10 protein-coding genes are annotated in these 13,185 nt (G+C 66.8%); 7 read left to right on the forward strand and 3 right to left on the reverse strand.

Annotation, left to right across the window (positions count from 1 at the left end):
- Nucleotides 1-449: 449 nt before the first annotated feature.
- On the forward strand, nt 450-665 hold the full coding sequence (locus tag F3J10_RS05905) for a TM2 domain-containing protein (protein WP_166914640.1): 216 nt from the start codon (nt 450-452) through the stop codon (nt 663-665).
- Nucleotides 666-719: 54 nt separating this feature from the next.
- Here the strand turns inward: F3J10_RS05905 and F3J10_RS05910 are convergent, their stop codons facing one another.
- Nucleotides 720-1,673 (reverse strand): AraC family transcriptional regulator, encoded by a 954-nt coding sequence (locus F3J10_RS05910; RefSeq protein ID WP_166914638.1) that lies wholly within the window; start codon nt 1,671-1,673, stop codon nt 720-722.
- Nucleotides 1,674-1,832: 159 nt separating this feature from the next.
- On the opposite strand from F3J10_RS05910, the gene F3J10_RS05915 reads away from it, so the two are divergent.
- Both F3J10_RS05915 and F3J10_RS05920 read left to right on the forward strand, forming a co-directional pair.
- Nucleotides 1,833-2,765, forward strand: coding sequence for an EamA family transporter (locus tag F3J10_RS05915; protein WP_166914636.1), 933 nt, complete (start codon nt 1,833-1,835; stop codon nt 2,763-2,765).
- A 65-nt stretch (nt 2,766-2,830) separates the two neighbouring features.
- The gene (locus F3J10_RS05920; RefSeq protein ID WP_025099597.1) at nt 2,831-4,468 is read left to right on the forward strand and encodes a thiamine pyrophosphate-dependent enzyme; all 1,638 of its coding nucleotides are present in this window, start codon (nt 2,831-2,833) and stop codon (nt 4,466-4,468) included.
- A gap of 135 nt (nt 4,469-4,603) precedes the next feature.
- On the opposite strand, the gene F3J10_RS05925 is transcribed toward F3J10_RS05920, so the two are convergent.
- A complete protein-coding gene (locus F3J10_RS05925; protein WP_025099596.1) occupies nt 4,604-5,803 on the reverse strand; it encodes a porin in 1,200 nt (399 codons plus the stop codon).
- Between the two features lie 519 nt (nt 5,804-6,322).
- The gene (locus F3J10_RS05930) at nt 6,323-7,021 is read right to left on the reverse strand and encodes a TetR/AcrR family transcriptional regulator (RefSeq protein ID WP_013690534.1); all 699 of its coding nucleotides are present in this window, start codon (nt 7,019-7,021) and stop codon (nt 6,323-6,325) included.
- 355 nt (nt 7,022-7,376) lie between these two features.
- Here F3J10_RS05930 and F3J10_RS05935 point away from each other — a divergent pair, with 355 nt between their 5' ends.
- The 4 genes from F3J10_RS05935 (at nt 7,377) to F3J10_RS05950 (ending at nt 13,133) form a co-directional block, all read left to right on the forward strand.
- Nucleotides 7,377-8,657 (forward strand): Zn-dependent hydrolase, encoded by a 1,281-nt coding sequence (locus F3J10_RS05935; RefSeq protein WP_126241324.1) that lies wholly within the window; start codon nt 7,377-7,379, stop codon nt 8,655-8,657.
- Between the two features lie 141 nt (nt 8,658-8,798).
- Nucleotides 8,799-10,136, forward strand: coding sequence for an NAD(P)-dependent oxidoreductase (locus F3J10_RS05940; protein WP_025099593.1), 1,338 nt, complete (start codon nt 8,799-8,801; stop codon nt 10,134-10,136).
- A gap of 59 nt (nt 10,137-10,195) precedes the next feature.
- Entirely contained in the window at nt 10,196-11,506 is a 1,311-nt protein-coding gene (gene preA / locus F3J10_RS05945) for an NAD-dependent dihydropyrimidine dehydrogenase subunit PreA (protein ID WP_098152658.1), read from the forward strand.
- Between the two features lie 109 nt (nt 11,507-11,615).
- Nucleotides 11,616-13,133, forward strand: a complete 1,518-nt coding sequence (locus tag F3J10_RS05950) for an NCS1 family nucleobase:cation symporter-1 (RefSeq protein WP_025099591.1) — start codon at nt 11,616-11,618, stop codon at nt 13,131-13,133.
- Nucleotides 13,134-13,185: the final 52 nt, after the last annotated feature.

Consider the following 13,185-nt stretch of genomic DNA (forward strand, 5'->3'; position numbering starts at 1 on the left):
TTAAGATCAGCGTCGTGCCGCTGGAAACCGGCTGGGGCGAATATTCCCGTTCGCCCGGCTTGCAATGCCGCGTTGCGATGAGGTTTGCGCACCGCGCGCCCTGGCAGGTCCGTGGCGGGCTCGCCTTCGAGTGAGGGAGGGCACGACGAATACGCCGCGGGTTTCCTCGGAAGAATGTCTCGCACTTCTCGCCCAGGTTCGCCGAACCTCCGCTTCAAGAAACCCGGAATAAAAATCTTCGCATCCGCGTTTACGTTGATGCACGCACATTGCCAAACCATTCCGTCCTCGACCCATTTCGGGTTGGCGTGGTCTGGCGCATCATGGACAACATTACATAGTTTTCCTTAGTTCATGTTTGTCGGTGGCCATGAGGCAGTGTTGATGAGTGGGGCGATCGGTCTGTTCGATCCTCTCCATTCTTCCCACTCGATATTGGGTACTGTTTCATGAACTCCGAAAAAAAACTTCTGACGCTGGTTCTTCTCTGCTTCTTTCTCGGTCCATTCGGCGTACACCGCTTTTATCTCGGCAGGAACAAAACCGGCATCCTCATGCTCCTGACGTATGGCGGATTGGGCGTCTGGTCGGTGATCGACCTGGCGATGCTGATGCTGGGGAAGTTCAAGGACAAGCAAGGCAAGCCGATTTCCCGGTGGAACTGATCCGCCCTGGTGGCCTGCTGGTGTTGCGGCGCGGGTACCGCATCGTCTTCCTGCTCAGGCGCCGAGCATTGCCTTGCGGAACACCGTGGGCGCCACGCCGTGAGCCTTGCGAAAGCGCTGGTTGAAGTGGTTGACGTTGGCGTAACCGCAACGTGCGGCCACCAGCGTGAGCGGCAGCGCATCGATGCGCAGCAAGGCACGGGCCCGTGCGAGTCGTTGTTCCGCGACCCAGGCATGGGGCGGCAAGCCGAACGAGACATGGAACATCCGCGCGAAGTGATACTCGGACAGCGTGGCGAGCGCGGCCAGTTCACCGAGCGTGATCGGCTGATCGAGCATGGCGTCGATGTAGTCGCGCACGCGGCGGCGCACCGTCGGCGACAACCCACCGATGCGAGCCAGACCGGTACGCACCTGGCTCTGTCCGCGCAACAGCCGGCTCAGCACGGCGTGCACCGTTTGATTGGCACGCAACCGCCCGTCCACGTCATCCCAGGATTCGAGCAGCAGATCGCGGCAGAGTACGACCACGCGCGGGTCCTCGAAATAGGTGCGATCGGCCAGGATCAGCTCCCGGGGTTCCCGATCGAGTTCGCTCACGGCGCGTTGGGTGAAATGCTCGGGTAGGAAGTAGAGATGCATGAAGCGCATGTTTCCACGCACCAGCCAGCGCGATTCGTGATCGCCGGGCAGGGTGCACAGGCGGCTGGGGCCGCCATAGCCGGGCACCTTGTGGCGCTCGGTGCGCTCGCCTCCCGTGAAGTAGCACGACAGCGTGTGATGGCCGGGCCGTTCGTAAACGGTCTCGGCCACGTCCACTTCATGTACCCATTCCGCGATCGCCAGGTGATCGCCAAGCCAGGCGAAGCGCTGCAGTTGCGCGTCGGTGCCGGCGAGCGTGCGGCATACCGATTGCAGGCCGAACGGCAGGTCCGTCCCGCCGGCCAGTTCGGCGGAGGAACGGGGAGGCGTTGCCAGGATCGGGGCAAGGGCAGGGGCGGATTTCATATCGAGCAGTATAGGCGCGCGAGCGGGCGCGTGTGCGAGACGAGCGTGCCCGCCGCGTAAAGACCGCAATTTCAGACAGATGGGCCGCCGTGTCGGCAATCACAGTGGGGGCGCGGGAAGGATCGATACCCGCCATTCCAACCCTTACCGACCTTGGCTATGAATCTCCTGCTCTATGGGCTGACCGTGCTGATCTGGGGCACCACCTGGATCGCGATCAAATGGCAACTCGACATCGCGCCGCCGCCGGTCTCGGTCGCCTGGCGCTTCTGGATTGCCGCCGCCGTGCTGTTTGCACTGCTGCGCATCATGCGCCGGCCGATCGCGCCGCCTCGCGACGCCTGGCGTTTTATCGCCGCGCAGGGCATCGCCATGTTCTGTCTGAACTTTCTTTGCTACTACTACGCGGAACAGGTGGTGCCGAGCGGACTGATTGCGGTGGTGTTCTCGATCGCGCCGCTGTTGAACGCCGTCAACGGAAGAATTTTCCTCGGCCGGCCGCTGCAGGCCAGCGCGATCGTCGGCGCCTTGCTGGGACTGTCGGGTATCGCCTGCCTGTTCTACCAGCAGATGGCCGGCCATCTCGACGACGCGGCCACCTGGCGCGGCCTGGCGATCGCCCTGGCAGGCACGCTGTGCTTCTCCACGGGCAACCTGCTGTCGAGCCGGATGCAGACGATGGGCTTGCATCCGCTCGCCACCAATGGCTGGGCGATGCTGATCGGCGCATCGGTGCTGACCATCGGCGCGGCCGTGGCGGGATACCCGCTCGTGTTCGAGCCCACGCCGCGCTATCTCGGCGCGCTTTTTTACCTGGCCGTGCCGGGTTCCGTGATCGCCTGCACGTCCTATCTCGTACTGGTGGGCCGGATCGGGCCCGAGCGCGCGGCCTACTGCACGGTGCTGTTCCCGTTTGTTGCGCTGGGAGCCTCGACGATCTTCGAGGGCTATCGCTGGTCGCCGCTCTCGGTGCTCGGGCTGGCGCTCGTGGCGGGCGGCAACCTGGTGGCCTTCGATCTCGCACGGCGGCTGTTCGCGCGGCGCCGGGACGTGCCGGCGACGGCACGCCGGACGGGGGCATCGTCCCCATGAGTTGCACCGACGGCCGAAACCACGGCACGAATTTCTTCATTCCTTGCTTACCTTCGAGGCATCAAATGAACCCAGGCAGTACGAACACTTCATCTCACGCCCTGCTGTCCACCTTCGTCCGGAACGGTATCGATCGCGTGTTCCTGGTCCCTGGAGAAAGCTACCTCGGGATTCTCGACGCCTTGGGAGACTTTCCGGAGCTCGATGTCGTGACCTGTCGGCACGAGGGCGGAGCGGCCTTCATGGCATGCGCCGACGCACGCCTGACCGGGCGCCCTGGCGTCGTCATGGTGAGCCGGGGCCCGGGCGCGACGAATGCCGCGATCGGCGTTCACACCGCGCAGCAGGACGCCGTGCCCGTCGTCCTGGTGGTCGGACAGGTTCCGAAAGCCGACCTGCGCAAGGAAGGGTTTCAGGAAATCGACTACCAGAAGATGTTCGGCTCGATGGCGAAATGGGTTGTCGAGGTCACGGACCCGAATCAACTCGAAGCGGCCGCGTTCAAGGCGATTCGTATCGCAGCCAGCGGCACGCCGGGCCCGGTCGTGCTCGTGGTCCCGGAGGACGTGCAGCAACAGCCGGTCGAGCTGCATGGCTGGCAGGCGGTGAGCCATGCACGAACCGTCCCGGAGGCGGCAAGCGTCGAGCGGATCCGGACCCTGCTCGCCGGCGCCGAGCGGCCGCTCATCATCGCGGGCGGCGCGATGGCCTCGGATGCCGGGCGCGAGGCGCTGTCGGCCCTGGCGCACGCCTACGACATCCCCGTGGCGGTGTCGTTCCGCCACCACGACATCTTTCCGAACCGGGATTCGCTCTACGTCGGCGATCTGGGCCTGGTCAATCCCGCCGATCAGATCGAGGCATTCCAGGGCAGCGACCTGATCTTCGCCCTGGGTACGCGGCTCGGCGACATCACGAGTCAGGGTTACACGTTTCCCTGCCATCCCGCTCCCCGGCAAACCCTGATTCACTGCTGGCCCGACGATCACATCGTGGGCTTGAACACGCAACCGGATCTTGGCGTGGTGTGCGATCCCGTGGCGCTGGCCGAGGCCTTGATCCGCGAGCCGGGCAGCCATGCCGATCGCCGTGCATGGGCGGGAAAGCTGCGCTCGATCTTCGAGCGATACGCCGCCTGGCCGGAACACGAGGTCAGCGACGGCGTGCCATTCTCCGAGGTGGTGCGCTCCCTGGCGGCGCAGGCACCGGCCGATATCGCGATCTGTCTCGACACCGGCATGTTCGCGGCACCTGTCTACCGGCACTTCCCGTTCACCGCGCCGCAGATCCTCATGGCGTCACAATGCGGAGCCATGGGATATGGAACGTCGGCCGCGATCGCCACGCAGTTGCGCAGACCGGGCAGGAAAACGGTCTGCCTCGTCGGGGACGGCGGATTCCTCATGACCGGGCCGGAGATGATTGCGGCCGTCGAGCGAAACCTGCCGATCCTGTTCATTCTGTCGAACAATCACTGCTACGGATCGATTCGCCTGCATCAGCACCGAAAATATCCTGGACGCCATGTCGGAACGAGCTTGTTCAATCCCGACTTCCTGGCGCTTGCACGGGGATTCGGTGCCGCCGCGGAGCGCGTGACAAGGATCGACGAGGTCGACGAGGCGATCGCGAGAGGGCTGGCATCGGAGGGCACGTATCTGATCGAGGTCGCGACCAGTCTGGACGCCATTCTTCGCCCCTGATCCGGTTCGGCGGCCGGACCTGCGCCTGGACAGACCGGTCTCGAATCGGGCGAAAAAAAACCGGTCTCGCGAGAGACCGGTCGAAAAGGCGTCCGGGGCGGATCGACCCCGGAGACGCTCGGATTGTCGTGATGCTCAGAACTTGTGCGTCATGCCGACGATGGCGGCCACCGCGTGCGGCGTCGCCGAGACCGTCGAGCCGCTGAAGTTCGCGACCGCCTTGGCACCCGTCGAGTCCGTGCCGGACGCGGCTTCGTAGAAGCCGATCGCGTACAGCGAGGTGCGCTTGGACAGCGAGTAGATGGTGCCGAGGTTGAACTGGTTGTAATGCGCGCTGCCCACGCCGTCCGCGCCGCTGTTGTGCGTGTAGATGTAGGCGCCCGCCAGCGTCAGCGCCGGCGTCAGCAGGTACTTCAGGTTCACTTCCCCGGAGTTGAAGGTGGCCGTGCCGCCGTTGTACTTGGTGCCGAAGCTGCCGACCGCGTTGACCGTGCCGAGGTTCTGGAACTGCGTGTTCGAGTACAGCACCGCGACGGTGGCCGGGCCGAAGGCGTACGAGCCGCCGGCCGTGATGATCTGCTGCGAGCCGGCCGAGGCGTAGCCGCCGAAGATGCGGCTCGGCATGTTGTTGTTCGCGCCGGTGGCCGACGAGGACGGCGAGGACGAGTTGCCCTGGTCGCCGAAGGTCGCGTAGTACGGGTCCTTCGTGTACATGTAGCTCGCGCCGAGCTTGACCGGGCCGTTCGAGTAGGCGACGCCGGCGTCGAGCACCTCGTTCTGCGTGGCGTGGCCGGCCTGGCCGCCCAGGCTGTACAGCAGGCCGACCGTGATGCCCTGGATGCTGGGGCTGGTGTACTTGATCGCGTTCTGCACGCGGTTCGAGGTATCGACGTTGTCGACGTCGGCCGCGCGCGTGCCGAAGCCCAGGCCAGATGCGGCCCAGTCCGCGCCCGATGCGAAGTTCGCGGTGGCGTCGTTGCTAGCCGAGTACTGGCGGCCGAGCGTGAGCGTGCCCCAGTGGCTGCTGGCCAGGCCGACGAAGGCCTTGCGGCCGAACTCGAGGCCGCCCTGGCTCAGTGAGCCGGTACCGATCGTGTAGCCGTTCTCGAGATCGAAGATGGCCCGCACGCCGCCGCCCAGGTCCTCGGAGCCGAGCAGGCCCCAGCGCGACGAGGTGGCGCTCGACAGGGCGTACTGCTTGGCACCCTTCACGTTGTTGTTGTACAGGAAGCCGGCGTCGGCGATGCCGTACAGCGTGACGCTGCTCTGTGCGTGTGCAACCCCTGCGAACGCGCCCATCGCCATGAGGGCGGCCGTGATCTTGTGAGCTTTCATCCGTTTTCTTTCAATTCTTGGAGGTGAGAAACAAGCCTCATCGAGCGCGCCGGAAAATCTGGATTTTCCTGTCGATCCCGCTGCCTCGTGTGGTTTGGCCTGGTGGGTTCTTCGTCGCTGCACTGATTCGCATAACGAATTGTTTACTGCGGCTGCCAGCAACTTCCGGTGCACGAGCGGCCGTTCATTCCCTGGACGAGAACCCGCGGCGACTCACCGATTGTTGCTGGAACCGGATTTTAGAATTGCAAAATTTCAACTGCGTGAAAACGTTTTTTACGAGCGATGACAGCGCGTTTCGTCATCTGAATGTCACTGGACAGGTCAGTCGGTAGCGATGTGTGATGGGGAGATGGCGAATGTCTTTCGTTATTATTTTTGTCCGCATTCGTTTTGCTTTCCGGTCGGGCGTCCGATCATGAGTCGGCTCGGGATCGCATGGCCGCAGCCGGCGTTCGCGCACGCGCATCGTCGAGGCGGCCTCCAATGCCGTCTCGACGATGGGTGATACAGGAATCCTTACTTCCGCCCGGCGCGTTCCGGCGATACCGCGCCGCAGGCGCGCAGCACCAGTTGCACGACCTGCTCGGTCTTGGTCTCGAAGGCTTTTTTCGTAAGCGCGCGCTTGCCGCTGAGCGCCTGGATCTGCGCGTCGAAATCGGCGTAGTGCTGGGTGGTCGCCCAGATCAGGTAGAGCAGGGCATGCGCATCGACCGGCGCCAGCAGCCCGCGCGCGATCCAGTCGTCGATCGCCTTGGCGCGCGTATCGAACCAGGGCTTCACGCGTTGCGCGAGGATGTCCTGCATGTGCTCCGCGCCGCGGATGATCTCGTTGGCCCAGACCTTCGAGCCGAGCGGGCGCCGCCGCGACAGCTCCATCTTGGCGCGCACGTAGCCGCCGATCGCCTCCACCGGATCGTCGCCGCCCTCGAAGGCGCCGGCCGCCTGGTGCCAGTCGTCGAACAGGTCCTCGAGCACGCGGCGGTACAGCGCCAGCTTGGTCGGGAAGTAGTAATGCAGGTTGGCCTTCGGCACCCCGGCGCGTTCGGCGATCAGCGCGGTGCTGGCGCCGTCGAGCCCGCGTTCCGCGAACACCGCCTCCGCGCAGGCCAGCAATTGCGCTTCGTTCGACTCGCGAATGTGTGCCTTGCGCCGCCGCAAAGGGGCGGCCGTCTCCTCGTCTGCCGGCACGCCGGCTACTGCTTCGTCATGTTTCATCCAGGGCCTCGCGCGGCGCGGATGCCGCGTTGCGCGTCATTCTAGCTGCTCGGCAGGCGCCTGGCACGCCTGGCTCGTGGCGGCCTCGCGATCGCTGCTGCAGTGCAGTGGCACGCTTCTCGCTCTGTATCCGTCGAAAAGAAAGTAGTTGATTTGCCAATATTTTCGACTTAAAACCTGTCCGATCGGACAAGATTCGACGAGCGGCGAAAGCGATGCCCTCCCGCGTCGATCGCGATCCGAGCCATGACGAGAACATGCACCGTGCGCGTGCGGCGATGCCCCTTGATGGACTGGGCATGCACCGGCGGCGACCGAAGCAGGCAGCGTGACAGATCCCCTGGGAGAGATACGAGTGAACGCAATATCGGAAGCAGTGAAGCGGGCAGGCCACGACCCGATGCTCCAGGTCGACGGCCGGCGCCTGTGGGAGAGCCTGATGACGATGGCGAAGATCGGCGCGACGCCCAAGGGCGGCGTCTGCCGCCTGGCGCTGACCGATCTCGACAAGCAGGGCCGCGACCTGATCGTCGAATGGGCGAGGGCGGCGGGTTGCAGCATCGGCGTCGACCGGATGGGCAACGTGTTCATGCGTCGCGAAGGGCGCCAGCGCGATGCGGCGCCGGTGGTGACCGGCTCGCATGCCGATTCGCAGCCCACCGGCGGGCGCTTCGACGGCATCTACGGCGTGCTGGGCGGCCTGGAGGTGATCCGGTCGCTCAACGACCACGGCATCGAGACCGAGCACCCGATCGAGGTGGTGATCTGGACCAACGAGGAGGGCTCGCGCTTCGCGCCGGCGATGGTTGCCTCGGGCGTGTTCGCCGGGGTGTTCTCGCTCGAATACGGGCTGTCGCGCAAGGACGTGGACGGCCGCACGATCGGCGAGGAGCTGGAGCGGATCGGCTATGCGGGCGAGCTGCCTTGCGGCGGCCGGCCCTTGCATGCCGCCTTCGAGCTGCATATCGAGCAGGGGCCGATCCTGGAGGCCGAGCACAAGACCATCGGCATCGTCACCGATGCGCAGGGGCAGCGCTGGTACGAGATCACGCTGACCGGCCAGGAGGCGCATGCGGGGCCCACGCCGATGCCGCGCCGGCGCGACGCGCTGCTGGGCGCGGCGCGCGTGGTGGACCTGGTGAACCGGATCGGGCTCGATCACGCGCCCTTCGGCTGCGCCACGGTCGGCATGATGCAGGTGTACCCGAACTCGCGCAACGTGATTCCCGGCCGTGTGTTCTTCACCGTCGACTTCCGGCATCCCGACGACGCGGTGCTCGCCAAGATGGACGCCGCGTTGCGCGAGGGCGTGGCGCGCATCAGCGCGGGCATCGGGCTCGACACCGCGCTCGAGCAGATCTTCTACTACAAGCCGGTGGCCTTCGATGCCGCCTGCGTGCAGGCCGTGCGCGAGGCGGCCGAGCGCTTCGGCTACCCGCATCGCGAGATCGTCTCGGGCGCGGGCCACGACGCCTGCTACCTGGCGCAGGTGGCACCCACCTCGATGGTGTTCGTGCCCTGCGTCGACGGCATCAGCCACAACGAGATCGAGGACGCGACGCCCGAGTGGATCGAGGCCGGCGCGAACGTGCTGCTGCACGCCATGCTGTCGCGCGCCTGCGAGCCCGTCTCATGAAGCACCCGCCCTAAGTCGGCCGGCGGGCCCGCCATCGTCCGCTCGCCCCAAGCCTGAAACGTTCGAAAAACAACCGCCCCCGACTGCGCCCGCGCAGCCGGCAGGGACGGTGTCGTCCCCAAATCCATCGAAGGAACGCGTATGAGCACCCAGCCAGCCGGCGATATCGCCGCGCATCGCCTGTCGTCCACGCAACTGTCCTGCGAATTCTCCGATATCGCGCCGCTGCTCGATCCCACCGCGGCGGCCGCCGCCGCGAGCCGCTGCCATTACTGCTATGACGCGCCCTGCGTGCAGGCCTGTCCGACCGGGATCGACATCCCGAGCTTCATCCGCAAGATCGGCCACGGCAACCTGAAAGGCGCGGCCGTCGACATCCTGTCGGCCAACCCGCTCGGCGGGATGTGCGCGCGGGTCTGCCCGACCGAGATCCTCTGCGAAGGCGCTTGCGTGCGCAACCATCAGGACAGCCAGCCGGTCGCGATCGGCGCGCTGCAGCGGCACGCCACCGACTGGGCGATGGAGACCGGCGCGGTGACCTTCCGGCGCGCGCCCGATACGGGCCGCCAGGTGGCCGTGGTCGGCGCCGGGCCGGCCGGGCTGGCCTGCGCGCACCGGCTTGCGCTGGCCGGGCATCGCGTCACGCTGTTCGACGCGCGCCCGAAGGCCGGCGGCCTCAACGAATACGGCATCGCCGCCTACAAGACCGTCGACGATTTCGCCCAGCGCGAAGTCGAGTGGCTGCTGTCGGTGGGCGGCATCACCGTGCGCACGGGCCTGGCGCTCGGCCGCGAGCTGACGCTCGAGGCGCTGCGCGAGCAGCACGACGCGGTGTTCCTCGCGATCGGCCTGGGCGGCGTGCGCGCGCTCGGAATCGAGGGGGAGGCGCTGGCCGGCGTGATGGACGCGGTCGATTTCATCGAGGGGCTGCGGCAGGCCGAGGCGCTGGAGCAGGTGCCGGTGGGCCGGCGCGTGGTGGTGATCGGCGGCGGCAATACCGCCATCGACGCGGCCGTGCAGAGCCGCAAGCTCGGCGCCGAGCGCGTGACGATGGTCTATCGGCGCGGCGTGGAATCGATGAGCGCGACCTGGGCCGAACGCGAGTTCGCGCAGAAGAGCGGCGTGAGCCTGCTCACGCATGCCAGGCCGCTGCGCATCGCGGGCGAGGGCGGGCGGGTCAGCGGCGTCGAGTTCGAGACGGCCTCGGGCGAGCGCTGCCTGATCGAGGCGGACATGGTGCTGAAGGCGATCGGCCAGACGCTGCTGCCGGCCGGCGTGGAAGCCGGCTTGCTGACGGCGGACGGCACGCGCATCGCCGTCGACGCCGAGGGACGCACGGCGCTGCCCGATGTGTGGGCCGGCGGCGATTGCGCGGCCACCGAAGGCATCGACCTCACGGTGCAGGCGGTGGAGGACGGCAAGCGCGCGGCCGCCGCGATCGACGCGACGCTCGCGCGACGCGACGCCAAGGCCGCCTGAACCGCCGGCCACGCCCCAGCCACGCACACGACCAGGACCCCACCTTCACGGAGCCGAACATGGCCGATCTTCGCTGCAACATCGCCGGCATCACCTCGCCCAATCCCTTCTGGCTCGCCTCCGCGCCGCCCACCGACAAGGCCTACAACGTCAATCGCGCGTTCGAGGCCGGCTGGGGCGGCGTGGTCTGGAAGACGCTCGGGCTGGACCCGCACGTCGTCAACGTCAGCTCGCGCTACGGCGCCGTGCAATGGAACGGCCAGCGCATCGCCGGGCTCAACAACATCGAGCTGATCACCGATCGTCCGCTGGAGGTGAACCTGCGCGAGATCGCCCAGGTCAAGCGCGACTGGCCGGATCGCGCGCTGATCGTCTCGCTGATGGTGCCCTGCAACGAGCAGGACTGGAAATGGATCCTGCCGCGCATCGAGGATACCGGCGCCGACGCGGTCGAGCTGAACTTCGGCTGCCCGCACGGCATGAGCGAGCGCGGCATGGGCGCGGCGGTCGGCCAGGTGCCCGAATACGTCGAGATGGTCACGCGCTGGGTGAAGGAGGGCACCAGGCTGCCTTGCCTGGTGAAGCTCACCCCCAACATCAGCGACATCCGCATGGGCTCGCGCGCGGCCTGGAAGGGCGGCGCCGATGGCGTGTCGCTGATCAACACCATCAACTCGATCGTCGCCGTCGACCTGGACCAGATGGCGCCGATGCCGACCGTCGACGGCAAGGGCACCCACGGCGGCTACTGCGGCCCGGCCGTGAAGCCGATCGCGCTGAACATGGTGGCCGAGATCGCGCGCGATCCGCAAACGCCGAACCTGCCGATCTCGGGCATCGGCGGCATTTCCACCTGGCGCGACGCGGCCGAGTTCATCGTGCTCGGCGCCGGCAGCGTGCAGGTCTGCACGGCGGCGATGCATTACGGATTCCGGATCGTCTCGGACCTGGCCGACGGGCTGTCGAACTGGATGGACGAGAAGGGCTACGCCACGCTCGAGGACGTGCGCGGGCGCGCGGTGCCGAACGTGACCGACTGGAAGTACCTGAACCTCAAGTACGACATCAAGGCGCGCATCGACCAGGACCGCTGCATCCAGTGCGGGCTCTGCCATATCGCCTGCGAGGACACCTCGCACCAGGCGATCACGCGCGAGAAGGACGGGCAGCGCCACTTCGAGGTGATCGACGCCGAGTGCGTCGGGTGCAATTTATGCATGCATGTCTGTCCGGTCGAGCAATGCATCACGATGGAGCGCGTCGACGCCGGCGATTACGCGAACTGGACCACGCACCCGAACAATCCGGCGCGCGTGGATGCCGGCGCGGCGTCCACGGCACCCGCCGAGCCGCACGTGAAGGCAGCCTGACCGGCGTCCGGCACGCGAGGGCAGGCCTCTCGCGCGCCGCCAGCGAACGGTTCACGCCGCGGCCCGGGCCTTGCCGGGACGGCGCGAGCGATTCCGTGGAGTCGATTCGATGAAGCTCACAGCGCAGTCCGCCGGCCTGGCCGGCGAGGCAGGACCGGCCGTGGCCGGCGGCAGTCTCTACAACGAGGACCTGGCGCCGACCACGGCCGCGCAGCGCAGTTGGCGCTGGTATCACTTCGCGGCGCTATGGGTCGGGATGGTGATGAACATCGCCTCCTACATGCTGGCGGCGGGGCTGACCGAGCAGGGCATGTCGCCGTGGCAGGCGGTGCTGACGGTCCTGCTCGGCAACCTGATCGTGCTGGTGCCGATGCTGCTGATCGGCCATGCCGGCGCCAGGCACGGCATCCCCTACGCGGTGCTGGTGCGCAGTTCGTTCGGCACCCAGGGCGCCAAGCTGCCCGCGCTGCTGCGCGCCATCGTCGCCTGCGGCTGGTACGGAATCCAGACCTGGCTCGGCGGCAGCGCGATCTACACGCTGCTCAACATCCTGACCGGCAATGCGCTGCATGGCGCGGCGCTGCCGCTGGTCGACATCTCGGTCGGGCAACTGGCCTGCTTCCTGGCGTTCTGGGCACTGCAGCTCTATTTCATCCTGCACGGCACCGATTCGATCCGCTGGCTCGAGAGCTGGTCCGCGCCGGTCAAGGTGCTGATGTGCGCGGCCCTGGTCTGGTGGGCGACCTCGAAGGCGGGCGGGGTGGGCTCGATGCTGTCCACGCCTTCGCAGTTCGCGGCCGGCGGCGCCAAGGCCGGGCGCTTCTGGGCCACCTTCTGGCCGGGGCTGACCGCGATGGTCGGCTTCTGGGCCACGCTCGCGCTCAACATCCCCGATTTCACCCGCTTCGCGCGCAGCCAGCGCGACCAGGTGATCGGGCAGTCGATCGGCCTGCCGGTGCCGATGGCGCTGCTGTCGGTGGTCTCGGTGGTGGTGACCTCGGCCACCGTGGTGATCTACGGCAAGACCATCTGGGATCCTATCGACCTGGCGAGCCGCATGACCGGCATCGGCGTGGGCATCGCGCTGGTGATCCTCACGCTCGACACCATGTGCTGCAACCTCGCGGCCAACCTGGTGGGGCCCGCCTACGATTTCTCCAGCCTGTGGCCGAAGGGCATCTCGTATCGCGCGGGCGGCATGATCACCGCCACCATCGCGATCCTGATGATGCCGTGGAAGATCCTCGCCACCACCGATGGCTACATCTTCACCTGGCTGGTCGGTTATTCGGCCCTGCTGGGCCCGGTCGCGGGGATCCTGATGGTCGACTACTTCCTGATCCGCGGCACGCGGCTCGACGCGCGCGCGCTGTTCGACGCGGCGGGGCCGTTCAGCTACGTGCGCGGCTGGAACCCGGCGGCGCTGGTGGCGCTGGCCGCCGGCGTGCTGCCGAACCTGCCCGGTTTCCTGCACGTCGCGTTTCCGGCCGCGTTCCCGAACGTGCCGGCGTTCTTCAACACGCTTTATACCTATGCGTGGTTCGTCGGCCTGGTGCTGGCGTCCCTGGTCTATGGCAGCTGGATGAAGCTCGGCGCGAGCCGGCGCGCGCAGGTGGCGAGCGCCTGAGCGCGTCGCCCGATCCAGCTCGTTCCAGTTCATTCAGATAACGAGGAGGCAT

The organism is Burkholderia sp. Cy-637 (assembly GCF_011753175.1).
GTDB lineage: Bacteria > Pseudomonadota > Gammaproteobacteria > Burkholderiales > Burkholderiaceae > Burkholderia > Burkholderia gladioli.